General features: G+C 27.7%; 25 protein-coding genes. 9 read left to right on the top strand and 16 right to left on the bottom strand.

The genetic code is table 11. The annotated features are described in order from the left end of the window. Window positions 1–83: 83 nt before the first annotated feature. From J2Z24_RS02560 to J2Z24_RS02490, 15 genes are all read right to left on the bottom strand, one after another. Window positions 84–1397 carry an amidohydrolase gene (locus J2Z24_RS02560; protein ID WP_035147707.1) on the bottom strand — a complete coding sequence of 438 codons (1314 nt, stop codon included), beginning with the start codon at window positions 1395–1397 and terminating at the stop codon, window positions 84–86. An 18-nt stretch (window positions 1398–1415) separates the two neighbouring features. Then, a complete protein-coding gene (locus tag J2Z24_RS02555) occupies window positions 1416–3122 on the bottom strand; it encodes an adenine deaminase (RefSeq protein ID WP_035147705.1) in 1707 nt (568 codons plus the stop codon). 21 nt (window positions 3123–3143) lie between these two features. Next, window positions 3144–4202, bottom strand: coding sequence for an ABC transporter substrate-binding protein (locus J2Z24_RS02550; RefSeq protein ID WP_035147702.1), 1059 nt, complete (start codon window positions 4200–4202; stop codon window positions 3144–3146). 16 nt (window positions 4203–4218) lie between these two features. Further along, window positions 4219–5256: an ABC transporter ATP-binding protein gene (locus tag J2Z24_RS02545; protein WP_035147700.1), complete on the bottom strand. Its 1038-nt coding sequence runs from the start codon at window positions 5254–5256 to the stop codon at window positions 4219–4221. A gap of 16 nt (window positions 5257–5272) precedes the next feature. Then, window positions 5273–6055, bottom strand: a complete 783-nt coding sequence (locus J2Z24_RS02540) for an ABC transporter permease (protein ID WP_035147699.1) — start codon at window positions 6053–6055, stop codon at window positions 5273–5275. Window position 6056: 1 nt separating this feature from the next. Continuing rightward, complete coding sequence (locus tag J2Z24_RS02535) at window positions 6057–6884, bottom strand: ABC transporter permease (RefSeq protein WP_035147697.1); 828 nt, start codon at window positions 6882–6884, stop codon at window positions 6057–6059. Between the two features lie 343 nt (window positions 6885–7227). Next, complete coding sequence (locus J2Z24_RS02530; RefSeq protein ID WP_035147696.1) at window positions 7228–8142, bottom strand: transposase; 915 nt, start codon at window positions 8140–8142, stop codon at window positions 7228–7230. A gap of 160 nt (window positions 8143–8302) precedes the next feature. Continuing rightward, window positions 8303–8470: a zinc-ribbon domain-containing protein gene (locus tag J2Z24_RS02525; protein WP_027623829.1), complete on the bottom strand. Its 168-nt coding sequence runs from the start codon at window positions 8468–8470 to the stop codon at window positions 8303–8305. A 213-nt stretch (window positions 8471–8683) separates the two neighbouring features. Beyond that, entirely contained in the window at window positions 8684–10129 is a 1446-nt protein-coding gene (locus J2Z24_RS02520) for a DEAD/DEAH box helicase (RefSeq protein WP_035151659.1), read from the bottom strand. Between the two features lie 49 nt (window positions 10130–10178). Then, window positions 10179–11324 (bottom strand): THUMP domain-containing class I SAM-dependent RNA methyltransferase, encoded by a 1146-nt coding sequence (locus J2Z24_RS02515; RefSeq protein WP_035151657.1) that lies wholly within the window; start codon window positions 11322–11324, stop codon window positions 10179–10181. Window positions 11325–11339: 15 nt separating this feature from the next. Next, complete coding sequence (locus tag J2Z24_RS02510; RefSeq protein ID WP_035151655.1) at window positions 11340–12872, bottom strand: GTP pyrophosphokinase; 1533 nt, start codon at window positions 12870–12872, stop codon at window positions 11340–11342. Window positions 12873–12934: 62 nt separating this feature from the next. Beyond that, window positions 12935–13636 carry a TVP38/TMEM64 family protein gene (locus J2Z24_RS02505; protein WP_035151652.1) on the bottom strand — a complete coding sequence of 234 codons (702 nt, stop codon included), beginning with the start codon at window positions 13634–13636 and terminating at the stop codon, window positions 12935–12937. 200 nt (window positions 13637–13836) lie between these two features. After that, on the bottom strand, window positions 13837–14115 hold the full coding sequence (locus J2Z24_RS02500; protein ID WP_035151651.1) for a hypothetical protein: 279 nt from the start codon (window positions 14113–14115) through the stop codon (window positions 13837–13839). 146 nt (window positions 14116–14261) lie between these two features. Further along, window positions 14262–14921, bottom strand: coding sequence for a COG3650 family protein (locus tag J2Z24_RS02495; protein WP_051593425.1), 660 nt, complete (start codon window positions 14919–14921; stop codon window positions 14262–14264). A gap of 90 nt (window positions 14922–15011) precedes the next feature. Then, window positions 15012–15548, bottom strand: coding sequence for a histidine phosphatase family protein (locus tag J2Z24_RS02490; protein ID WP_035151647.1), 537 nt, complete (start codon window positions 15546–15548; stop codon window positions 15012–15014). A gap of 255 nt (window positions 15549–15803) precedes the next feature. On the opposite strand from J2Z24_RS02490, the gene J2Z24_RS02485 reads away from it, so the two are divergent. The 3 genes from J2Z24_RS02485 (at window position 15804) to J2Z24_RS02475 (ending at window position 16977) form a co-directional block, all read left to right on the top strand. Beyond that, the gene (locus tag J2Z24_RS02485; RefSeq protein ID WP_173680551.1) at window positions 15804–15947 is read left to right on the top strand and encodes a hypothetical protein; all 144 of its coding nucleotides are present in this window, start codon (window positions 15804–15806) and stop codon (window positions 15945–15947) included. 107 nt (window positions 15948–16054) lie between these two features. Next, window positions 16055–16498: a cell wall hydrolase gene (locus tag J2Z24_RS02480; protein WP_035151644.1), complete on the top strand. Its 444-nt coding sequence runs from the start codon at window positions 16055–16057 to the stop codon at window positions 16496–16498. Window positions 16499–16533: 35 nt separating this feature from the next. Beyond that, complete coding sequence (locus J2Z24_RS02475) at window positions 16534–16977, top strand: hypothetical protein (RefSeq protein WP_241393008.1); 444 nt, start codon at window positions 16534–16536, stop codon at window positions 16975–16977. Window positions 16978–17096: 119 nt separating this feature from the next. On the opposite strand, the gene hcp is transcribed toward J2Z24_RS02475, so the two are convergent. Next, the gene (gene hcp, locus J2Z24_RS02470) at window positions 17097–18809 is read right to left on the bottom strand and encodes a hydroxylamine reductase (RefSeq protein WP_035151641.1); all 1713 of its coding nucleotides are present in this window, start codon (window positions 18807–18809) and stop codon (window positions 17097–17099) included. 490 nt (window positions 18810–19299) lie between these two features. On the opposite strand from hcp, the gene J2Z24_RS02465 reads away from it, so the two are divergent. The 6 genes from J2Z24_RS02465 to J2Z24_RS02440 all read left to right on the top strand — a co-directional run bounded on the left by J2Z24_RS02465 (window position 19300) and on the right by J2Z24_RS02440 (window position 24776). Then, window positions 19300–19503, top strand: a complete 204-nt coding sequence (locus J2Z24_RS02465; RefSeq protein ID WP_035151638.1) for a cold-shock protein — start codon at window positions 19300–19302, stop codon at window positions 19501–19503. A gap of 134 nt (window positions 19504–19637) precedes the next feature. Continuing rightward, on the top strand, window positions 19638–20171 hold the full coding sequence (locus J2Z24_RS02460; RefSeq protein ID WP_035151636.1) for a hypothetical protein: 534 nt from the start codon (window positions 19638–19640) through the stop codon (window positions 20169–20171). Between the two features lie 262 nt (window positions 20172–20433). Continuing rightward, window positions 20434–21519: an HpcH/HpaI aldolase/citrate lyase family protein gene (locus J2Z24_RS02455; RefSeq protein ID WP_035151634.1), complete on the top strand. Its 1086-nt coding sequence runs from the start codon at window positions 20434–20436 to the stop codon at window positions 21517–21519. Beyond that, window positions 21458–22822: a phosphoribosyltransferase family protein gene (locus J2Z24_RS02450; protein ID WP_035151631.1), complete on the top strand. Its 1365-nt coding sequence runs from the start codon at window positions 21458–21460 to the stop codon at window positions 22820–22822. Before J2Z24_RS02455 ends, J2Z24_RS02450 begins: the two co-directional genes overlap by 62 nt. Before the next feature lie 17 nt (window positions 22823–22839). Continuing rightward, a complete protein-coding gene (locus J2Z24_RS02445) occupies window positions 22840–23955 on the top strand; it encodes a cysteine protease StiP family protein (protein WP_035151630.1) in 1116 nt (371 codons plus the stop codon). A 23-nt stretch (window positions 23956–23978) separates the two neighbouring features. Continuing rightward, window positions 23979–24776 carry an HAD hydrolase family protein gene (locus J2Z24_RS02440; RefSeq protein WP_035151627.1) on the top strand — a complete coding sequence of 266 codons (798 nt, stop codon included), beginning with the start codon at window positions 23979–23981 and terminating at the stop codon, window positions 24774–24776. Window positions 24777–24814: the final 38 nt, after the last annotated feature.

The following is a 24814-nucleotide window of genomic DNA, read 5'->3' as shown; positions in this document are numbered from 1 at the left end:
CATCTTATGAAATAATCCATTAATAGTTATCTATAACATTTAATATATTTTGAATTGAATTAATTGAGAACTGTCCCTAAATTCTAAATTTCCTTGACTGTAGATATTATTTTATTCTTCATACTCAATAAGCTTTTTCTTATGTTTTTAAAATCTATATGCAAAATCTTTTTCTTTCTTACTATAATCTTTCCGTCTACAATTACAGTATCTACATTAGCTGGATTTGCTGAATAAACTATAGTTGAATAATAGTCATATATTGGTTGCATATTAACTGATTCAGTTTCTAAAATAACTAAATCTGCCTTCTTTCCAATCTCAATACTTCCAATCTCATGTTCTAAATTAAGAACTTTTGCACCTCCCATTGTAGCCATATCCACAATATCTTTTGCAGGTAATAATGTTCTGTCCTTATTAAAAAGTTTTTGTATTTTGCCTACTAAAGGCATTTGCGTTATTATATCCAATGTATTACCACTCATAGGGCCATCAGTTCCAAATCCTACTTTCATTCCCCTGTCATACATCTTTACAATAGGAGCTACTCCTTTAGCGCCTTTTGAGTTTGCTCCTATATTATGAGAAACTCCTATATGTCTTTTTTCTAATATATCTAAATCATTGTCATCTACTAAAATTAAATGTGCTCCAATGAAATTTTTATCTAATATTTTAAGATTATCTAGGTACTGAACGGGAGTCATATTATACTCTTGCTTATACTTATTATATTCGTAGTCCATTTCTGCTACATGCATTATTAATGGGACATTATATTTTTTTGAAAGTTTATGTGCCTTAATTAAATGAGCATCATCATTAGTATAAGGTGCATGTGGCGCTACTGCTGGAGTTATCAACTCATCTTTATGCCACTTTTCTATAAACTCTTTACAATATTGTATTCCTCCGTAAGGCTCTTTTGAGTCTGGTGATGGGAAATCCACTATTGTTTCTCCTAAAACAGCTCTTATTCCTAATCTATTTGCTGCTCTTGCTACTTCATCTTCATAATAATACATATCACAAAAAGTTGTTACTCCTGAAAGAAGCATTTCACATATCCCATATCTAGCCCCATTATACACTAATTCCTTGTCCACTAATCTTTTTTCAAGAGGAAAAATATACTTTTTTAATCTATCCGGCTCATCATCCCCTAAACTTCTAAAAGCTATCATGGACACATGGCTATGGCAATTAATCATACCTGGCATCAAAATACCTTCATTGCCATCTATAACAAAAAAACTTTCATATTTATTTTCTAATGAACCGTCCCCTATATCTATTATTTTTTTATCCTTTAATACTACAACTCCATTTTCAATTATTTCTTTATCCTTATTCATAGTTATAATAGTAACATTTTTAATTAAAATTCCATTCATATCTATCTCCCCATTATATTACTCGCAAAATAAAGAAATTATTTGTTGACTTTTAACTCTTATGATGCCTTTATCTGTAATTTTAATATCTGGACTAACAGGTAGAGACAACGTACTAAAAGACATTATTTCATTATTATGCTTGTATCCTAATCTTTCTATTGTACTTCTTAAGTTTTTCAGCTTTTCTCCCAATGTATCAATTCTTTCTTCTGACAAAATACCTCCAATTGGTAATCCTATAGAAGCTAAAATTTTTCCATTGTGTACAGCACAGTATCCACCTTGATTTGCTATAATATGATTTGCAGCTAACACCATATCTTCTACATTTCTTCCCATTACCATCAAGTTATGGTGGTCATGAGCCCAAGTTGTAGCAATAGCTCCCTGTTTTATTACATCTCCTCCAACTAGTCCAAAGGCTCTTCCTCCATTTTTCCCATACCTTTCAAAAACTCCAATAAGACAATAAGAAGATTTTTCCCAATTTAATTTTTTATCAACCACCTGTAAAAAATCTTCTTTTTCTTCTGTAAAAGTAGTATTGTTTTTAACTTCCATTATGTTACATTTTATTTCCCCCTGTGTTATAGGAGCTGTTATTTTAAAATCCTGATAATTTAACAGATTTAGATGTATGCTATTATAAAAACTCTCTGGAAAACTTCCTTTTTTCTCTTTATATACTGCATGTCCATCATATACAATTTCACCTTTTTTATATACTCTAGATATTTTAAAGTTACTTAAATCTGTAAGTATAATAAAGTCTGCAATTTTTCCTGGTGCGATTGCTCCTCTATCTTTAAATCCCATTCGTCTAGCTGGAGTATATGTAGCTGCATATATAGCATCTTCAGCTTTCATTCCCATACTTATAGCTTTTTTTAACAATCTATTTAAGTGTCCATCTAATAACTTATCTGCCATTACATCATCAGTAACAAAACAAAAATGTTCATATAAATTATTTTCCACTAAATAATTCATATTTTCCTGCGTCATGGATTTTTCTTGAATTTCAATAAACATTCCATTTTTTATTTTCTCTTCTAAGGACTTTGGGGTTTGTTGCGTATGATCTCCATCAATCCCCCTATAAATATATTGTGCAAGTTCTATATCTTGTATTTTAGGACAATGTCCTTCTAAAGGAATATAAGGTTTTTTATCCTTAATAATTTTTATGATATTATTTATAGTTGAATTTTCATTTTCAATTAAATCCTTAAAATTCATTACTTCTCCTAGGCACTGAATTTTATTGTAATTTAAAAGCTCAAGTACTTCCCTATCTTTTATAACCCCTCCTGTAGTTTCCAGGTTAGATGATGTGGAAGGTACTGAGCTTGGAATACCATAAAATATATCTAATTTAATTTCTTCATCTTTATTCATAAAAGCCTTTATTCCTCTAATTCCAAAAACATTAGCAATTTCATGGGGATCAGCCACTATAGTGGTGACCCCATGTGGAATTACTGCTTGAGAAAACTGAAATGGAGTAGTCATGGAACTTTCTATATGCATATGAATATCTATTAATCCAGGAATTAAATAGTTTCCTTTTCCATCAATTATTTCTTTAGGCTGTAGTTTATTGTCCTGATCTTTTCCTATATAAAAAACTCTTCCATTTAATACTGTTACATCTTCGTTTATGAATTTCTTCATATAAGTATTAAATACTTTTACATTTTTGATTAATAAATCTACTTCCATTTTTCTCTCCTTATAAAATAATTAGTTTAATATTCTATTCCATTTATCTATCCAATCTTTCATTAATGGGTTAACAAATTTATAGTCTATAGTATTTGACTTCTCTATTACATCTCCATATGTTAAATTTTTACTCTCTTCTGTTGAAAGTTTTACATCTACATTAACTGGAGATTCTCCAAGACCTTTTGCTGTTCTTGACTGTACTTCTTCACTTAAAGCATAATTTATAAATTCTAAAGCTAACTCTTTATTTTTTGAATTCTTAGCTATATTTATTGTGTTAAAGTTTATAAAAGCTCCTTCTGCTGGATTTACATATTTTACATCTGGGGCTACTTTACTAATATTGCCATATACAAAGTCTGCTGTTACTGCTGCTACAATTTCTCCACTAGCAAACATATTAGTTAAATCTGAAGATTTACTATAAGTTTTTACTACATTTGGTTTTAATGCTTCTAATTGTTTAAAAGCCGCTTCTCCTTTATCCTTTTTTACATCTACATCAGCTTTTATTCCTGCTATATAAACCATAGCTGGTCCAAAGGTTGTTGTTATATCTGGTATTGCAATTTTACCTTTAAGTTCTGGCTTCCATAAATCCTTCCAAGATTTTATTTCAAATCCTGTTTTCTTTGGATTGTAAGCTATTGCTATTCTGTTTAGTGTATAAGCTGGACCATAGCCACTTTCAATTATAGATTTTGCCTTTGCGTTTACTTTTTCTGAATTAGTTACCTTACTATAATCTACCTTATCAAATAAACCTTCTTCTGCTCCCTGCTCTGAAAAAGATTCTGCAAGATACATTAAATCAACTTCTGAATTAGGATTATTTTTTAACTTTGTTAATCTTTCTGAATTGTTACCTGTTTCTAATACTATTTTTACATTATGTTTTTCTTCAAAAGGTTTAAAAACATTTTCTTTAAGTTTGTCTTCATTTAGTCCCCAAGTGGATATAACTAATTTCTTTTCTTCACTTTTTCCTTCTTTTTTGCTTTGTGATGATCCACAACCAGTAAATGCTAATACAGTAGTTAAAGCTAATGTTAGTGCTATAAATCTTCTTTTCATAATTACCCTCCTAAGTTTAAACTAAAATTATTTTATTTGATGGCAGATAAAGTTTTACATTATCTCCCTGTTTATAAACTATATCATTTGATTCATTTAGAACTAAAGTTCCAAGTTCTGTTTTTACATTGTATTGATAAGCCTTTCCTAAATAGGTCCTTATTTCAACAATTCCATCTACTGTGTTCTCATCTTTATTTTCATGTAAAATTTGTATATCCTCTGGCCTAATAGTACCTTTTATACTTTCATTGTTCTTTCTTTCAGCTTCAACTTTAAATTTATTTTCACCTATTCCTTGATAGATATTCTCTTCTAAATGATTTAAATCTATAAAATTTTCAAACCCTACAAATCTAGCAACAAATTCTGTAGCTGGATTAGAATATATATTTTCAGGAGTATCAAATTGCTCAACCACTCCTCTATTCATAACTGCTACTTTATCTGATATAGAAAAACACTCTTCCTGATCATGCGTAACAAATAAAGTTGTTATTCCTAATTCCTGCTGTAGTTTTCTTATTTCAACTCTCATTTTTAATCTTAATTTTGCATCAAGGTTGCTTAAAGGTTCGTCTAAAAGTAACAAATTAGGCTCTATGACTAAAGATCTTCCTATAGCAACTCTCTGTCTTTGTCCTCCTGAAAGTTCCTTTGGATATCGTTTAGCAAAATTCTTCATGTCCACCACTTCTAAAATTCTATTTACATTCTCTTCGATAACTTTCTTATCTAGTTTTCTCATTTTCAATCCAAAAGCTACATTATCAAAAACATTTAAATGAGGAAATAATGCATAGCTTTGAAAAACTAATCCAAAATTTCTTTTATGCACAGGTATTTTTGTATAATCTTTATTGTCAAAAATAAACTGACCTGAATTTGGTTCTATAAATCCAGCTACTACCCTAAGTGTAGTAGTTTTTCCACATCCACTTGGTCCAAGAAGTGAAACTAATTGCCCTTTTTCTACTTTCAAATTTAATTTTTCTAGAATATTATTTTTTCCATCATAGGAAACAGTTATATCTTTTAAATTAATTAATTCCATATTATACCTCCAAATATTACTTTGAAAAATAGCTTAATCCTAAAGTTTTTTCTACTATAAACATTACAACTATAGTCATAATCATCAATAAAACAGAAAGAGCGGATACTGTAGGATCATAATTATATTCTACATAACTCATCATACTTATAGGCAAAGTACTAACTCCTGGACCTGTTAAAAATATAGATACTGGCACGTTATTAAAAGAGTTGATAAAAGCTAACATAAAAGCTGCAATAACTCCAGAAGTAATGTTTGGAAATACAACCTTAAAAAAAGTTTGCATTTTTCCAGCACCTAAGCTCATAGCGGCTTCTTCTATTGCATAATCAAATCCCTCAAGGCTTGATCCTATAACTCTAATTATATAAGGAATAATAACTATGGTATGTCCTATTAATAAACTTGTATATATAGGCAACTTTAGTTTTATTATCATAAATTGAAACAATGAAAATCCCACTACAATTCCAGGTATAATAACTGGAGAAAAAAAGAAATTTTTTAAAATACTCTTTCCTTTGAAGTTAAATCTACTCAATGCATAAGCAGCAGGTATTCCCAAAATAAGTGCTATAATTGTTGCTATAAGAGAGATTTCCATACTAGTTTTTAGTGTAGTCATAAATGCTTCTGAGTTAAATATATTAACAAACCATTTTATACTAAAACTTTTCGGTGGGAATGCTATATAGCTTTCTCCTCCAAAGGCTGTCACACCAATTATAATTAATGGGGCAAATAAGAATATATAAATCAATATAGAAAATGCTAATAAAAATTTGCTTTTTCTCATATTACACACCCCTTTCATTTAGCCTAGATGCTAATTTGTTTATAGTTCCTATTACTAAAAGAGTAGTTAATATCATTACCGTAGAAACCACCGCTGCTCCATTCCAATCTCCAAGACTCATGGTTTTTTGATAAATTAGTGTAGCTAAAACCATATTTGAATTTCCACCCAAAAGCTGAGGAGTGGTGTAAGCAGTTAGAGCTCCTGTAAATACAAGCACTGTTCCTACAATAAGCCCCGGTATACTTAGGGGAAATACAACTTTAAAGAAAGCTTTTAATCTATTTGCTCCAAGACTTTCCGCAGCCTCTAACAAATCATTGTCTATATTTTCCATAACTCCAACCAAGGATACAATCATTAGGGGCAAAAATAGATACACAGTTCCTACCAGGATTGCAAATTCAGTATAAAGAAGCTTATATGGTTGATCTATTATGTTAAACGACATTAACACTTTATTAATCATTCCATTCTTACCTAAAATATTCATCCAAGCAAACGCTCTTACAACTGAATTAGTTAACATAGGAAATACAGTACAGGCTATTAGTAATCCTCTTAGCTTTTTAGAACTTCGTGAAATGAAATAAGCAACTGGTACACCTAATATCATACATATAAGTGCAGATAATAAAGATATCCTTAATGTTCTGTTAAAAATTTGCATAAAATACTTATCCCTAAAAAAATTATTATATTGTTCTAAACTTAAACTTCCCTTAGTAAAAAATGTAGGCATAATACTATTTATAATAGGAAAGATTAAAAAAAACAAAATAATAGATAATCCCGGAATAAGTAAAATGTAAGACCACTTTTTTTTCATTTGTACTCTCCTTTATATTAATAATTCATATATTTTATACATAACATTATTCGTATCAATACGAATAATGTTATGTATAAAATATTTATTATTCTTTTTTTGATTTTAACATCAACCTCTCTTTATGTCAATAGAAATTCGGGACAGTTCTAAACAGTTTTAACTTTAAGTTTATATATTAATTTTATTGAAACTCTTAATTATACTTTTACTTTGCTTTTTGTTAATAATAAAAACAAGCTAGCTAATTTAAATTTTATTAAACTTAAATTAGTTAGCTTGTACTTTTTATTATTAAATATTTATTTATTAATTTTTTATTTTTTAATTTCATATAGCTATTTTAAACAGTCTGAGAACTTAAAAAATCTTCTATTATATTGTTGTATTTTCTCTTACTACAAATGGTATTAATGCCAATCGAGCATAATTTAGAAATTCTGGACAAAGTTATGTTACCTATAGTTTTACATATATCCTTATAATAAAAATTACAAAAATGACGCATTAATAATACACATAATGCTCTACTTTCTGTAGCTTCTCTTAAATTTTTAAAGTATATCTTTCTTTTTTCTATTCCTGTATATTTTATTACAAAATCTATTATATCTTCTGGATTATAATTTTTTACTGATATAACCCTTTCACTTCTATATTCACTCTTTTCATTTTTGAATCTTATATTTTCTTTTATATACTTATCATTACACGTATAAACTAATTTTACATACATTTCTCTTGCCTTAACAACATTGCTACCAAATAATTGCATTATAAAATCTTCTTCTACAATTCTCAACTTATCACTTCTAATTCCTAAGTATATACCTAAAGTAGAATATTTATAATTTTCAGGACATTTTTCATATTTCTTTATATCTATTGGATTATTGTGAATATATGCAGATAATGTAACTAAGTATTTATTGTTATTTACTATTTTACTTTTAAATCTATCTTGAAAAACATGGCCTCTTCTTTTATATTTTTTATTAAAATATTGAGCATAACATTGATTTATACAATGCATTATTTTAGAAATATCTGATCCATTTACATCTATAATTAAATGTCCATGGTTATTCATTAAACAGTATCCATATAATTTAAACCCAAAGACATTCTTATATTTTTTTATCAAACTTAAATATTTATTTTTATCTTCATCTTCCTTATATAAAGAAATCTCACTTATGCTTCGTATCATTATATGAAATATTGAATTATTATTTTTAACACGAGCACATCTTGGCATACTATCTCTCCTCTTAGCTTTTTATCTAATAATATTGCCAAATTTTTGGTTAATATTCAAGTAACCCTAATAATTGAGAACTGTCCCTAATTCTCTAATTCCTTAAATTAAAAAACCCTATAAGAATTTCTTCTTATAGGGTATATAGTACTAATTAATACTATCTTCTGAATCCTCTATTGTTGTTCTGTTGCTTTCTTGCTCTTCTGCAATCAGCACATCTCTGTGGTTCATTTTCAAATCCTTTTTCTTTGTAGAACGCCTGTTCTCCTTCTGTGAATATGAATTCTTTTCCGCAGTCTTTACATACTAAAGTCTTATCTGCCATTTCAACATTCCTCCTTTTTTAATTAAGATTTAAAATCTGATTCACATTACGTTCCTAAAAAGAGGGAATGTTGTTCATCATATTAAATCTTTTGATAAATAATTGTATAAACTACAACTACTTAATTAATATATCATATTTAAATATAATAATCAATAGTTAAATCTTAAATACTAAATTTTTTTTAACATTTATATACAAAACAATTATTATCTACTTTATTGCCCTCTCTATTCTAACTTTCTTACCTTTTATAGTTTTTGTTTGAAGACCCTTTAATACAATATTTCCCTTCTTATTAAGGATATCAACATAAGATATATTGTCCTGTATATCTATAATTCCAATATCATTTATATTAATACCTTCAATGCTTATTATAGTTCCAACTATATCTCCTGGTCTTATCTTTTTTTTCTTTCCAGCACTAATATATAGTTTTGTAATATCTTCACTTAATTTGTTTTTATTATCAACTTTCGGTTTAAGTTTAACTTTAGATTCTTTTTGAAAAATTATCTTTCCTTTTTGTATCATATCTTCTGAAGGAATTTCTCCTTTTGGTATTTTATATCCTATGTAATCTTCAACAATTTTAAAGAATTTTATTTCTCTAGATGATACAAATGTAATAGCTATTCCCTTATTTCCTGCACGCCCTGTTCTTCCAATTCTGTGAATATAACTTTCTTTTTCTAAAGGGACATCATAATTTATAACATGAGTTATATCTTCTATATGAATTCCTCTGGCAGCTACATCTGTAGCTATTAAAAAACGAAATTCTCCCCTTTTAAAATTTTCCATTGTATCTAATCTATCTTTTTGTTCCATTCCGCCATGTAACGCATTGCATGAGTAGCCCTTACTTTGCATCTTTTTAAGTAAATTATCTACCCTTTCTTTCATACTGCAAAATAAAATACAACTTTGTGGTCTTTCAGTATATATTATATTATTTAGTAAACTGAACTTTTCATCTTCTTCAACTTCATAATAAAACTGTTTTATATTTTCTGTTGTTAGTTTTTCTGGATTGACCTCTATTTTAATAGGATCATTCATATACTTACTACATAATTTTTCAATTGCTTCAGGCATAGTTGCTGAAAATAACATAGTTATTCTATTATTGGGTAAAGCTTCTACTACAGCTTTAACCTGCTCAATAAATCCCATATTTAACATTTCATCTGCTTCGTCTATAATAAGATATTTTATCTTAGTTAAATTTACGTTTTGTCTGTTAATATGGTCTAAAATTCTTCCTGGAGTTCCAACAACAATGTGTATTCTTTGTTTTAATTCTCTTACTTGGATACTCATAGGCTGCTTACCAAAAACCACTGCACATCTTATTCTTTTAAATATTCCTATATTTGAAATATCATCTTTTATTTGTACTGCTAATTCTCTAGTTGGAGTAAGTACTAAAGCTTGAGGTTCTTTTCTTTCTAGTTCTATTCGTTCACAAATTGGAATAGCAAAGGCTGCAGTTTTTCCACTACCAGTTTCTGATTTTACTATAATATCTTTTCCTTTAAGTGCTAATGGAATAACTTTTTCTTGAACCTCAGACGGCTTTTTATATTCTAGCTTTTTTAAAGCTTTTAATATTTCTTGGCTTAAATGAAAACTTTTAAAATTTAATTGTTCCATATCTTTTACCTCTTTTTAGCAAGTTCTTATTTTAAACATCTTGAAATAATTATTTTTCATAATTATATTTTTTCTCTTCTTTTGGTCCAAAATATTGGTAATAATAACATTTTATTCTTCCATTATAGAGCTTTCTATTTTTATCAGATTTTTTACCAAAATATTTTTCAAATTCTGGATGTGATGTAATTACAAAATAAGACCAATCATATAAGTTTTGAAATACTTCCCCCATTACCTTATACAAATTTTCAACTTCTTTTAATTCCCCAATTCTTTCTCCATAAGGAGGATTAGTTATTATAAATCCTCTCTTTTTTTTAGAGGAGAAATCTTTTACATCTAACTTTTGAAAAGATATGTAATTTTCTACTCCAGCTTTTTTAGCATTTTCTCTTGAAGTTTGAAGCACTTTTCCATTAATATCTGAAGCTAATATTCTAAATTCTTTATCATTAATAGAATTTCTAGCATGTTTTCTTATATCTTCCCACAAATCTTGCGATATTATGTCCCATTGCTCAGATATAAAATTTCTATTAAGTCCTGGTGCTATATTTTTCCCAATCATAGCTGCTTCAATTGCTATTGTACCTGAACCACAAAAAGGATCTACCAATAATTTTGATGGTTCCCATTTACTTAAAAGCACTAATGCTGCTGCTAAAGTTTCTTTCATCGGCGCTATCCCAGCCATTTGTCTATATCCTCTCTTATGTAATCCCTGTCCTGTGGTATCAAGGGTTAAAGTTACTATATCCTTAAGTATTGCTACTTCTATTTTATATTCTACTCCATTTTCAGGAAAAAGATCTCTTCTATACTTCCTCTTCATTGCTTCAACTACAGCTTTTTTCACTATAGACTGGCAATCTGGCACACTAAAAAGCTTAGATTTAACTGACTTTCCTACTATGTGCATAAAACCAGTTATAGGTATAATATCCCCCCAATTTACTTCTAAAGTTCCTTGAAATAATTCTTCAAAGGTTTCAGCTTTAAATTCAGCCATTTTTATAAGTACTCTATCTGCAGTTCTTAGCCACATATTACAAGTGACTATATCCATCTCATCTCCTTCAAAAGTAACCTTTCCATTCTCTACCTTAAGATTGTCATAGCCTAGTTCCTTTAATTCATCAGCTACTACCTTTTCAAGACCAAAGGTTGCTGTTGCAATCAGTGTATAATTCATTTTATCTCCCCTATTCTATTTTACTTTAAATATCTTTATAGTTTCTGCTACTGATATTTCATGTAGTGTTTCTAGCTTATCTATATATTCTAAAATTCCTTTTCTTATTTCTATTTTTTCAGGATATTGTTTAACTTTTTCTATATACTCTTTTACCTTACTTACTTTAACCTTACAATTAAAGACTGATAACACTTTCAACATAAGTAACTCTAAATAAAGATGTTTATATTCTTTCCATTCTTCAAAAGAATTAATATTTTTACATATTAATTCTACTACTTCTTCAATACTATTCTTTATTTTTTTTATATTAGTATCATATATAAAAGTTATTGAATCTATATCTTTGAAACTATATGCTATGTTCTTCATTAATGAATTTATTATAATCTCTGCTTCCTCTGATCTAAACAATTTGTATAATTGTAAAAAACAATCATTATAATATAATGTACTTCTTAAAAATTTTATATAAGTTTTAAAATCTTCAACATTGTTTCCAAGTTCTATTTCAAATAATATTCTAAAAAACAAATTCCATTGAAAATCCTTATTTATAGAATGTAATATACTGCTGCCTATAATATTGGAAAATTCATCATCAAAGTATATTTCTTCTTCAAACTTTATTTCACGATTAAAGTCCATTTGATTTTTTCCAATGTCATTTAGTCTAGACAATGTGTTTAACAAAGCTTTATTATAGTCCTGTGAATTCTCAGTACTATTTGTACGAAAAATATATTTTATTATAGCATCACAGGATTCCCTAAAATCTACAATAAACCCTATACTCTTTTTCATCTTTACAGAAAAAATATCATAAATTATTTTAGACGCTACTGATTCTAATTGATTTTTTCTAGCAACTGGATCAATAGTATTTAATTTATTAACCTGATTGTATATAATTAAAAGCTGATTATCTATCATAGCTAGATTTTTCTTAACAGATGCCATTATATCCTTAAAAAAATCATCTACAATTATATAATTATTATTTTTATAAATTACTTTATGTTCAATCTCCCCCCAAAATATATTAACCAATGACTTAATTTGAAGTTCAAAATTAATTATTTTATTATTATATTCATAGGCTCCATCAATTCTAAATATTTCAAATCCGTTTTTTTGTTCCTGTGGTTGTTTACATGCTAAATTAAGTCTTAAATTTTTATTTGAGGTATTGTAATAATATCCATCGCAATGTAATTTATTAAAGTGCTTTTTTAAAATCTTATATATATTTTTTTCATCTTCAATAAATCTACATTCTATTCTTATTCCTATAAGGTCAGATAACTTTGAAAAAAGTTCTTTTGGCGATTCGTACTTCTTATAATAGTTATTTCTAAGAATTTTCTCTTTTAAACTTCCAGCAGATTTTACTCTAGAATTAATATTTAAATATCCTTCATCATTTACTGATAGAATTTCTCTAAAATATAATTCTATATCTTTACAACTAATCTCTAAATCTTCCTTAAAATTCTCTAAATACTCCATAGCTTCTTCAATAAAGCTAAACATCCTTAGTTCCACAAAAATCCCCCCAACAACTCCACACTTCCATTAAATAAATATAAACAAATTATATCATAGTTTTAATTTATTCTTTCCAACTTCCTAAAAATATCTTTTTTAAACATTATTCCTACTATAGCTATCAAAGCTACTATTATAGTTGCAATTATTATAATAGATTTATTTCCCAAAGCAATACTGTCTCCATAATAACATGATAAAATCAAAGCTGGAATTCTTCCTAATGTGGAATATATCATAAAATCTTTAAATGATATTTTAGATAAACCACACAATAAAATCATTACATCTTTTGGCATACCCGGTAACAAATAAATTAAAAAAATTATTAGACTTGATTTTTTTGAATTTAACACTTTTTCAAATTGTATCTTTATTGATTTACTTACAACTTTATTTACTAATCTTTCTCTATATTTTCTTGTTATTAAAAATAATATGGCTGCTCCTATGGTTATTCCTAATATGGACAAACAAGTCCCTTTCCATGTTCCAAAAACATATCCTCCTATGGTCTGTATTACTTCTCCAGGTATAAAAAATATTATAACTTGAAGCATTTGTAATAGAATAAACACCACTATAGAAAATGAACCCATAGAAAGTAAAAAATCTTCAATTTGTTTTTTGTCTTTTAATAAGCTTAGAATATATTCTAATTTTTCTCTAAAAATATAACCTAGCATAATTAATATTAATGCTATAAAACTTAATATAACTATAGATTTGTATTTTTTTGAAAGCTTTATTATATTTCTCATTTTTTCCTCCATTATTGCTAAAATCCTTTAGCTTTTCTATTAATATTACTATATAATTCTTAAATTCATCTTCTTAAATACTTAAGTTTTTATTAAATAATTATTCTAAGTACTAAATATATTTTAATCATTAATAAAAATAATAAACCCTAGATCAACTCTAGGGTTTATTTACATATGCTTTTATTACATATACTAATTTAAGAATTATTCTTTTCCAAATCTAGTTCCTCTATAACAAATTTATCAAAATCTAATTCTTCTATAAAATTATCTGAGTTAAACTCAGTTTTTGCTCTTCTATTAAATTCTTCTAAATTATTTGGTAACCAATAGGGTTTCGAAATATCAAACTTGTCACATAATTCTATAATACATGCTTTTAGATTTTCTTGATAGCTAGCATCAATATTAGATTCTGCTACTTCATCTCTAATAATTTTATTTTCCTTTATTAGTTTTCCCCATATTTTAACCATGTTTTCCTCCCCGTTCTTAAACTGCAATACTTTTTTACTAATCCTAATATTATCATAATTATTAATTATAATTCAAAGTAAATTTTTGTACAAATTAAAAGCTCCATACATATAATATACAGAGCTACTTAAATTAAAATATTATTTTAAAATTCTATTCCAACATTTTTTGTAATATCATCTGCAATTATTGCAGGTCCTTCTAGCTTTGTTCCTGGGCTTACTTTAGGTTGAAGTGATGGATTTTGTGGATATGAAGTTCCATCAAACTTAATTATACTATAAGCTTCTTTAGCTCCTCCACCTGAAACATACATAATAATATCTCGATATCCATTAGTAAAATTATTAGTAATTATTATTGGGTTGTTAACAAGGGTAACCTTTGAAAGCAACTTGTACTCTCCATTTTCACATTTGAAAATTGCTGCACTGCACCCTCCCGTTCCACAAAACTGAGGCCCTACAAGATATACAAATGTTTCTGGTTCAATATTATCATTAAGTTGGACCCTATTAAAATAATACCTAAATTTATCTTTACCTTTTTGCAAATTATAAACTTTAGCAATAGCTTCTTCAAGTCTCGAATCTCTTGTTTGCTCTGAAATAAAATACTGAATCTCTGATAAATCTATGTTATCTACACTCTTAAGCTTTATTATATCTTTATTATTCTTTTCCTTTGAATCTACTACATTATCTGTATTTACACTTATGGAATTTAATATAACACCTTTGGAATCATTCATCCCTAATATGCATATAATAATGCTTATAATTAATAATATCCTACACTTTTTCATATCCTATCTCCTTTGTTGAAAAATTATTTTCAGCATTATTATTTGAATATTAAGGTAATATATTCATATAAAGAGATTATAAATTTAATATTATTCATCCTTTGTAAAAGTATAAAGTATGCCATTTCTAGCTTTTAAAAACCAATTTCCTTTAAATCCTTTTTTTATAAGTATCTTTCGTATTTCGTACATTGCTCCTGCGTGACTTACAATTAAAATATTTTTATCTTTCTCTTTTAATATTTCATCAACAACTTCATTTATTCTTTTTAAACTTTCTGTTCTTCCTTCTGGTTGAGAAACATTATTTCTAATCCACGCTATTCTATTTAATATTGCCCATAGATAATAGGGTAATGGAATATTGGTTTTTATTAAAGCTGCTGCAGGGATTTCTATTAATTTATCACTAATGATAATTTCACCATGGTATATAGTCTTAGCTGTATTAACAGCTCTTGGCAAGCTACTACAGTAACATTTATCCCACTCTTTATCTATAACAATTTCATTTTCTATAACTTCTGATATATCATACTGCTTATTATATTGATTATATTGTTCTGATGTCATAAAATATTTCCTTTTTAAATTTACTCTAAAATGTCTTACAAGTCCTATCTTCATATTTTATCTCCATTCTATAATATTAATAAAAACAGATTATTTTATTCAACAGATTATATCTACATAATATAATCTACATAACTATATATTATATTCTTAAAAAATTTACTTTTTATAATATATTATAGTTATACAATATAAAAAAATGTATATTTGTACTTTACTTTATATGGTAAATAAACTTTAAGTAACTAGGTATAATTTTAAATATACATGTAATAATAATATAAACTTCAAAATAGGGAGGATTAATTTATGTCAGTTAAAAAAACTATGAAAACCATAAATCAATCTGCAGAAGCTTCCAGTAATAATAGTAGAAATGCTAAAAATGGCTATATGAATAGAGGAAATTCTAGTAAGCAATATGCTGAAAATGGAACAAGAAATAAAAATTAAAATTTTAAAATCCCTTATGTAATTATACATAAGGGATTTTTTTAAGAACCTTTTATGAACTATATGAATATACTACTACTGTAATTTAATTAAGGAGAGAGTTTATAATGGCTTATAGTGCCAGAGAATTATTAGCTAGGATTATAAAATGCGAAGCTGGCGGCGAAGGTGAAAATGGGATGAAAGCCGTTGCATCAGTAGTAATGAATAGGGTTAATGTTCCTTATGGTGAGTATCTTAGAGTATGCCAAGGTGATTTAAGAAAAGTTATATTTCAAAAAGGTCAATTTGATTGTGCAACTTCTATATTAAGAGGGGTACCTAATCCTCAAACTATTTGGGCTAGTCCCCCTGAAGAAATACATTACCAAATTGCTGATTGGGCTCTTGCCGGAAATAGATTATATACTACTGGTAGTGCTTTATGGTATTTTAATCCGTTTGTCCAAACCTGTCCCACTATTTTCCCTCGTAATGGCACAGGAACATTTCAAGTTAGAGTTGGCGACCATTGTTTTTATAATCCAACTGAGCTTTATGCTCAAACTTAATCTATAATAAATATAATTTAAAAGGAGGAATTTGCTTGTTTTATAGAATGCCTAACATGTATCAATGTCCAATGATTCCTAATCAACAATATCAGATGCCTTCTAATGTTACACCTAGTCCTACAAATATTCCGATTACTCCCATTACTCCTGGTCCAATAAATATTCCAGCTACTCCACTGACTCCTGGTTCTACTGGAGCTCCTGACTTTGAACTTGAACCAGGACCTCCCGTTAAGAGAGATACAAATTATACTCAAGGCTGGTTAACCACTCAAATAGGAAAATATATAAAAATAGAATTCTTAATTGGAACTAATATGCTAATTGACCGTGAAGGTGTTTTAATGGAGGTTGGAATTAGTTATATTGTCATAAGAGAATCTGGAACAAATGATTTATTAATGTGTGATATATATTCAATTAAATTTGTAAGAATTTTTAATGATCAACAAAAACTTATGCTCTGTAGAGAATAAGTTAAGTTATTTAAATTATTTAGCCCTATTTTTATTATTATATAAAACATAACCCATAATTATAAATATTCATTGTAAAAAAGGTTCCATGCTAATTTAGCATAGAACCTTTTAATTATTTATCCTAAGAACATCTTAATATCATCATCCACATTTGTTATTCCACCTATACCAAAGTTATCTACTAAAACTTTAGCTACATTTGGGGATAAAAATGCTGGTAAAGTTGGTCCTAAATGAATGTTCTTAACTCCCAAGTGTAATAATGCAAGTAATACTATTACAGCTTTTTGCTCATACCAAGCTATATTATAAGCTATTGGTAATTCATTTATGTCTTCTAATTCAAATACTTCCTTTAATTTTAATGCTATTAAAGCTAATGAATATGAATCATTACATTGACCAGCATCAAGTACTCTTGGAATTCCTCCAATATCACCTAAATTTAATTTATTATATTTATACTTAGCACATCCTGCTGTAAGAATAACTGTATCTTTGGGAAGCTTTTCAGCAAATTCTGTATAGTAGTTTCTGCTCTTAGCTCTTCCGTCACATCCAGCCATAACAAAGAATTTCTTTATTGATCCGCTCTTTACTGCTTCAACAACCTTGTCTGCTAGCGCAAATACCTGATTATGGGCAAATCCTCCTACTATTTCTCCTTTTTCTATTTCAGTTGGAGCTGCACATTTTTTAGCATGTTCAATTATAGCTGAAAAATCTTTTTCTCCTTTCTTATTTGCATCTATATGTTTTATTCCCTCAAATCCTACCACGCCTGTTGTATAAACTCTAGCTTTATATGAATCTTTTGGTGGTACTAAACAGTTTGTTGTCATAAGAATTGGACCATTAAATTTCTCAAATTCTTCCGTTTGCTTCCACCATGCGTTTCCGTAGTTACCTGCAAAATGTAAATACTTTTTAAATGCTGGGTAATAATGAGCAGGAAGCATTTCACTGTGTGTATATACATCTATTCCTGTTCCTTCTGTTTGTTTTAGTAATTGTTCTAAATCCCTTAAATCATGTCCACTTATTAATATACCTGGATTATTTCTAACACCTATATTAACTTTTGTTAATTCTGGATGACCATAACTTTCAGTATTAGCCTTATCTAAAAGCGCCATACCATCTACACCATACTTACCAGTCTCCAATGTTAATGCCACTAAATCATTAACTGTTAAAGTGTCATCTAAAGTAGCTGCTAAAGCTTTATGCATGAAACCATTTATTTCTTCATTTTCATATCTTAAATGATTAGCATGTTTAACATAAGCTGCCAAACCCTTTACTCCATATATTATAAGCTCTCTTAATGATCTTATATCTTCATTTTCTGTTGATAATACTCCAACTGTTTCCGCTTTTTTATTAAATTCTTCTGCATTGTCTGCAAACCAAATAGCCGCATCTGGAAGTTTAGCTTCTTCTTCTTTCTTTAGTCCTACAGATGATAGCATTTTCTTTAACCAATTTTCATTTGAATTTGAACTTCCTAAATCTGCACCTGCTTTAATAACCTGCTCTTTTAATTCTTCTCTTAATTTTAACCCTTTTTTAATTCTTTCTATAAATACATTTCTATCAAAGTTAGCATTAGTTATGGTAGCAAATAAACTTTCTGTTATAAAGTTATCTACCTCCTTATTAACTAGTCCAACCTCTCTTCCTTTAACACTATAAACAGATATTCCTTTTAATATATATATTAATAGATCTTGTGCTTTTGCTAGATCCTCAGTCTTTCCACAGACACCTTTTATTGTACACCCCTTGCATCCTGCTGCTTCTTGACATTGATAACAAAACATACTCATTATTTATTCCTCCTAAAAATTTATTTTTTTATAATAAATATTTTTCTTTTATAATAGGCAATTATTATATTCTTATTTGCTGTTTACATTTTAAATTATACTAAGTTACTCCACTTTAATCAGTAACAGATGTTACAAAAACAAAAATTTTTATTAATTTTTGTTTATTGTGGTATACTAGTAGTATAAGTATATGGTCAAATAAATTATAAAAGGAGTTGAAAAAACCGTTATCTTCAGAAGAACTTATCCTAAAGTGCAACAGTGCTTATGGCTAAATTTCATAGAAAATGTGGGTGTTAGCAATGGCAGCCATAGGATAAAGTAAAAATTCTGATATTTAGGGTGATTTACATCCGAATTTAAGCCCTTGGAGTGTTGGACCAAACAGATTTGAATTTTACAAAACTGAACACTATGAATTGGGAAGTAAACATAAACTTTATAATTTTTTTATAAAGTTTTATAAGTTTTACACAACGGTAATTTAATGAAAACTGGAACAGTAAAATGGTTTAATTCTGAAAAAGGATTTGGATTTATCCAAGTTGAAGGGGAAGAAGATGTTTTTGTTCACTTCACTGCAATTCAAAGTGATGCCCCAAGAAAAAATCTTGAAGAAGGTGAGAAAGTTCAATTTGATATAGAACAAGGCCCTAGAGGTCCTCAAGCAGCTAATGTAGTAAAATTATAATAATGATATTATACATTGTTAAATTTTAATATGCACAGCTATGTTCAGCCACCTTTATAAAGGTGGTCTTTATATTATACACATTTTCTAATAGTGTATAAGTTAAAAATATAATTAGAAGGAGAATATTTATAGTGAAAAAAAATTATAAAATGCAAAAAACAATATCCGTAAAGCGCCTTATTTCTGACCTAGGAGAAAATTTTTCTGAACATATAAAAGATAGATTACTAGACTTAGAAATAAGATGTGTTTTGACAAGAAAAGAGGATGCTTATAAGCTTGACATAAAACATGTAGAACATACAAAATATGATTGTATCGACTCTAAAGAGGATAAAACATATCATAAAAAGGAATACGTTTATGGTCGTCTTGTAGTAATTGATGAAACATTATACTTTTCAGATAATTCTATAGAAAACGATGAAGTTATGCGCTCACCAATTATAAACACCATATATAAATCTCTAGATAGTGAAATTATAACCCTTGATGATGGTAGTACTGCAAAAAAATTAGATGATACTAATATTGATTATGTAATAGACTCTATATTAACAGTCTGTCCTGAAGTTTCTCAAAGATATAAAGAAATTATGAAAGATATGATTTTCCATGCAGAACGTAAAGCCTCTAGTAATTCTTATAGAAAAACTTATCATTAACAGATCTACCTATTCCACATATAATAGTTTTCTAATTTAATATCCTCATATAAAATGATAATAGAGTTTATAAGTACTTTAAAAAGCCATCATTACTATCACTATGTGTATTGATGGTTTTTTAAATATACTTTTCATATAATCAGATTTGATTAAAAAACTTTGACTATGCTGTTTCAATGTCATATAATAAAAGTATTTTAATATAAATATTGTTTAATATTGTATTTACCAAAGTATAAATTTATGAAAGGAACTTAATATGAGGTATTTTAACTTTGTAGAGAATAATGACGAACTTTTTTTTAAAAAACCAATAAGCTATGGACTATACTCTAGTAAAAAAATTCTTTCTCATGCTGTTGGAGCAGCCTTATATATGGGGGGAACTAGAAAAAATCTCTTAAAAGATATTCTTTCTACCACTGCTTGCACTGTGGTAATTTGCTTAGAAGACTCCATACCCACCAGTCTTTTACATGAAGCTGAAAATAATGTTATTAAACTTTTTAATGAAATAGAAACGGCTATAGAGCTTGATAATACCTTTATAGATAAACTTCCAATGATATTTATAAGGACTAGAAGTCATAATCAGTTCTTAATGTTTCTTGATAATTCAAAATTGATAGGACTTTGCGGTTTTGTTCTACCTAAATTTGATATATATAATGGTAAAAAACATTTAGAAACATTAGAAATATATAATGATAAAAACAATAAAAACTTATATATAATGCCAATTCTTGAAACATCAGCTGTAGCATTTAAAGAAAAAAGAATTGAAGAATTAATTAAAATAAAATACCTTCTAGATTCCTACAAAGAATTAGTTTTAAATATCAGATTAGGTGGAACAGATCTTTCAGGTATTTTCAGTTTACGCCGTAATAGAAATTGTACAATTTATGATTTATCTATAATTAGTGATTGCATTTCTGATATTCTAAATGTATTTAAACGAGATGAATATATAATTTCTGGGCCTGTTTATGAATATTTTGACGTACCACAAGATTTGGATTCTAGCCCGTTAGTTAAAGAGATTCTTTTAGATAAAGTAAACGGCCTATTGGGTAAAACAGTAATACATCCTAATCAAGTAAATATAGTTAATTCTTTATATGCCGTATCTAAAGAAGATTTTCTTGATGCCGAATCTATCGTAAATTCTATAAGTGATGGCGTAATAAAAAGTTCTTATTCTAACAAAATGAATGAAGTGAAGCCCCATCTTAAATGGGCTCATGAGATACTATTAACATCAAGTATTATGGGGGTTTTAAATGATGGTAAATCATACAAAGACATTATCAGATACGCAAATAACAATTCCTATAGACTCTAATTTAGAAGTGTTGCTAAAAATAAACAAAAAACTTTACAATATGCCTATAGAAAATCTTTTTAATATGGCTTTAAGAAAAAATATAAAAAGGGAATTTATATTTGTTAGTAAAATTATAGGTAAACATATTCCTGTTCATCCTGATGTTCTGAAATTATCAGGAGCAATTTTAGCAAGACTCTGGTTAGAAGAACGTGAAGGAATTATTTATCCTGATATTAATATTTTAGTACAAGCCTTATGTTATTTACAAGATTCATGTTATTTAGAAGGAGTAGGCTCTAATTTAGATTCCTCTAAGTTAGCTTTAATAGACTCAGCATTGTCAATTATAAAACATCCATTAAAATTGAATAATAAAACTTTATTTATAGGCTTTGCTGAAACTGCTACTGGTATTGCTCAATCTATATTTAACAATTTTTCTAATGCAGAATATATACATACTACAAGAGAAAATATTAAAAGTATTCCTTCTAGCTTTTTATTTAAGGAAGAGCATTCTCATGCTACTGATCATCTTCTTTTCCCAAAGTGTTCAGATTTTTTTAATCACTTTGATGATATTGTACTTATTGATGATGAATTAACTACTGGAAACACCGCATTGAATTTGATAAAAAATCTTTCTGCTAAATCCTTTGGTATTATATCAATATTAGATTGGAGAGATGATGAACATATAAATATGTTTCATGAACTAAAAGATTTAGATATACGCGTATGTTCTTTAATTAAAGGAACTATTAATTGCATAAAAAAAGGAGACACAAACAAAGTAGACTCTGTAATTGAAATTGCTAAAAATTCAACTATATTGCACAAAGATATAATATTAAAAAACTCAATGCTAATAGAAGGGTTTCATCCCTATACAGGAAGATTTGGTATTACATCTGATGAGCAGATAAAATTAATAGAAGATATAAAAGATATAGGAAATCTATTAAAAAAAGAACGAAGAAAAGGGAAATGTCTCTGTCTAGGTACTGGAGAATTCATATATATACCTTGTATGATTAGTGCAGAACTTGGTGAAAAAGTGTATTTTCATTCCACTACTAGGAGCCCTATTTTCTCTAGAAATTTCTCAGATTATGCTATAAAAAATAAAATAGTATTTAATAGTATAGATGATGAACATATATTAAATTATTTATATAATATTCCAAAAGACTTTTATGAACAAGTTTTTTTATTTACTGAAAAACCTATAGCTGGATGTAAAAAGGAAGAATTTAAAAGAATTTTTAGTTCATTTAACATTAAAGAAATTATATTTGTAAGTTGGCAATCCCTATAAATAAAGGAGGAACTACTTTGTTTAAAAATAATATTTTATTATCTGGAAGTTATTCCAAAAATGATGTTATATTTCTCTTAAAAGAAATTACTGGGCTTATTACTGAGCAAAGTAATGAAGTTAGAGAAAATGCTATTCAAAGTGGAGTTCATTATTCAGAAATGCTCCCTATTGAATACCATCCTACCAAGGAGTATATGGATATATTTTATAAAACATTAGATGATATAAAATATAAACTAGCTCAATATGTAGCTTTACTAAGCGAAAAAATAATTAGTAAAAGAGGCACTAACCTTATATTGGTTTCCCTTGCTAGAGCTGGTACCCCTATTGGAATACTTATTAAACGTTATATTCAGTTTAAATATAATATAACTTTACCTCATTATAGTATTTCCATAATCAGAGATAGGGGTATAGATGAAAATGCTATTTTCTATATACTTAAAACTCATCCTAATTGTGAGCTTCAATTTATAGATGGCTGGACAGGTAAAGGGGTTATTCAAGATACTTTAGTAAAAGCTTGTAAAGATTTTTACAAGGATCATAATATACAGCTTAATCCTGATCTTGCTGTTCTCTCAGATCCAGCTTATTGCTCTAATACATATGCAACTAGAGAAGACTTCTTGATACCAAGTGCTTGTTTAAATTCCACAGTTTCAGGATTAATGAGTAGAACCGTTTATAATAAAAATATTACTTCAAAAAATGACTTTCATGGAGCTAAATTTTATAAAGAATGGACAGATATAGACGTATCTAATTTTTTCATTGATACTATAACTGAGCAATATAAATTAATAGATAATAGCCTTGGAATTCCTTTGTCTGTAGAATCACTTAATAATGATACTGCTGATTATAAAGGGCTTAAAGATGTGCATAGAATCCAGAAAATTCTAGGGATAGATGACATAAATCTTATAAAACCTGGTGTAGGGGAAACTACTCGTGTTTTATTAAGAAGAATCCCTTGGAAGATTTTAGTGGATTCCATGAAAAATCCTAATTTAAAGCATATAATAAAGCTTGCTGAAGATAGAAACGTTCCTATTGAGACTTATAAAAATATGTCTTATTCTTGTTGTGGCATAATAAAGCCTAAAGGTTTTGGGGATTTATAATTAAACTAAGGATGTGATTCTAAATGATTTTTGCTTCTGATTTAGATAGAACTCTTATATATTCAAATTCATTTTTGAAACCTGATATAAAAGATATAATAACAGTAGAAAAAAAGGATAACAAAAACATATCTCATATGACTAAAAAATCTATACATTTATTAAATTCGATTAATAAAAAGATATTATTCATTCCCACTACTACTAGATCCGTTGAACAATATAAAAGAATATCAATTTTCAATAATAATATTCCTATAAAATATGCAGTTGTTGCAAATGGTGGAATTATACTAAGAGATGAACAAATAGATTTACAATGGCAAAAAATAATATCTTCTAAAATGAAATCTATAATCTCTCCAAAAGAGCTAATAAAATTATGTGGTTTCTTTTTAAATAGCGATTATGTAAAGTCCTATCGTTGTTGTGATGAGTTGTTTCTATATGCTGTATTAAAAAGTGATTATTTAGATTTTAATCACTTTGAAAGTCTTAATGAGTTATGTGCCAAAAAAGGATATTCTGTAATTAAAAATAATAAAAAGGTATATATCATCCCTAAATTTATTAATAAATGGTCTCCTTTAGAGTATATTATGACTCTTGAAAATAAACATAAACTTATTGCCGCTGGTGATTCATATTTAGATTTGCCTATGTTATCTAATTCAATGTATGGAATTGTTCCCTTTCATGGAGAAATACAAGAGCTATATAGAAAAAATTTAAATATGCATAATAATATATATTACACTAAAGAACAAGGATTACTCTGTAGTGAAGAATTCCTTGAAAGAATTTTAAAATTAGTATGTTAAAGTTATAATAAATACCCACTGGAAAAAATCCAGTGGGT

The organism is Clostridium tetanomorphum (assembly GCF_017873215.1).
GTDB lineage: Bacteria > Bacillota > Clostridia > Clostridiales > Clostridiaceae > Clostridium_AO > Clostridium_AO tetanomorphum.
Note: the sequence above shows the minus strand (reverse complement) of the source record. Positions and strands in the feature narration are given on the sequence as shown.

What these genes read in the sequence shown, in the direction of transcription:
- J2Z24_RS02560 (WP_035147707.1), bottom strand. Translation starts at nt 1,397, where the DNA reads ATGAATGGAATTTTAATTAAAAATGTTACTATTATAACTATGAATAAG.
- J2Z24_RS02555 (WP_035147705.1), bottom strand. Translation starts at nt 3,122, where the DNA reads ATGGAAGTAGATTTATTAATCAAAAATGTAAAAGTATTTAATACTTAT.
- J2Z24_RS02550 (WP_035147702.1), bottom strand. Translation starts at nt 4,202, where the DNA reads ATGAAAAGAAGATTTATAGCACTAACATTAGCTTTAACTACTGTATTA.
- J2Z24_RS02545 (WP_035147700.1), bottom strand. Translation starts at nt 5,256, where the DNA reads ATGGAATTAATTAATTTAAAAGATATAACTGTTTCCTATGATGGAAAA.
- J2Z24_RS02540 (WP_035147699.1), bottom strand. Translation starts at nt 6,055, where the DNA reads ATGAGAAAAAGCAAATTTTTATTAGCATTTTCTATATTGATTTATATA.
- J2Z24_RS02535 (WP_035147697.1), bottom strand. Translation starts at nt 6,884, where the DNA reads ATGAAAAAAAAGTGGTCTTACATTTTACTTATTCCGGGATTATCTATT.
- J2Z24_RS02530 (WP_035147696.1), bottom strand. Translation starts at nt 8,142, where the DNA reads ATGCCAAGATGTGCTCGTGTTAAAAATAATAATTCAATATTTCATATA.
- J2Z24_RS02525 (WP_027623829.1), bottom strand. Translation starts at nt 8,470, where the DNA reads ATGGCAGATAAGACTTTAGTATGTAAAGACTGCGGAAAAGAATTCATA.
- J2Z24_RS02520 (WP_035151659.1), bottom strand. Translation starts at nt 10,129, where the DNA reads ATGGAACAATTAAATTTTAAAAGTTTTCATTTAAGCCAAGAAATATTA.
- J2Z24_RS02515 (WP_035151657.1), bottom strand. Translation starts at nt 11,324, where the DNA reads ATGAATTATACACTGATTGCAACAGCAACCTTTGGTCTTGAAAAGGTA.
- J2Z24_RS02505 (WP_035151652.1), bottom strand. Translation starts at nt 13,636, where the DNA reads ATGAGAAATATAATAAAGCTTTCAAAAAAATACAAATCTATAGTTATA.
- J2Z24_RS02500 (WP_035151651.1), bottom strand. Translation starts at nt 14,115, where the DNA reads ATGGTTAAAATATGGGGAAAACTAATAAAGGAAAATAAAATTATTAGA.
- J2Z24_RS02495 (WP_051593425.1), bottom strand. Translation starts at nt 14,921, where the DNA reads ATGAAAAAGTGTAGGATATTATTAATTATAAGCATTATTATATGCATA.
- J2Z24_RS02490 (WP_035151647.1), bottom strand. Translation starts at nt 15,548, where the DNA reads ATGAAGATAGGACTTGTAAGACATTTTAGAGTAAATTTAAAAAGGAAA.
- J2Z24_RS02485 (WP_173680551.1), top strand. Translation starts at nt 15,804, where the DNA reads ATGTCAGTTAAAAAAACTATGAAAACCATAAATCAATCTGCAGAAGCT.
- J2Z24_RS02480 (WP_035151644.1), top strand. Translation starts at nt 16,055, where the DNA reads ATGGCTTATAGTGCCAGAGAATTATTAGCTAGGATTATAAAATGCGAA.
- hcp (WP_035151641.1), bottom strand. Translation starts at nt 18,809, where the DNA reads ATGAGTATGTTTTGTTATCAATGTCAAGAAGCAGCAGGATGCAAGGGG.
- J2Z24_RS02465 (WP_035151638.1), top strand. Translation starts at nt 19,300, where the DNA reads ATGAAAACTGGAACAGTAAAATGGTTTAATTCTGAAAAAGGATTTGGA.
- J2Z24_RS02455 (WP_035151634.1), top strand. Translation starts at nt 20,434, where the DNA reads ATGAGGTATTTTAACTTTGTAGAGAATAATGACGAACTTTTTTTTAAA.
- J2Z24_RS02450 (WP_035151631.1), top strand. Translation starts at nt 21,458, where the DNA reads ATGATGGTAAATCATACAAAGACATTATCAGATACGCAAATAACAATT.
- J2Z24_RS02440 (WP_035151627.1), top strand. Translation starts at nt 23,979, where the DNA reads ATGATTTTTGCTTCTGATTTAGATAGAACTCTTATATATTCAAATTCA.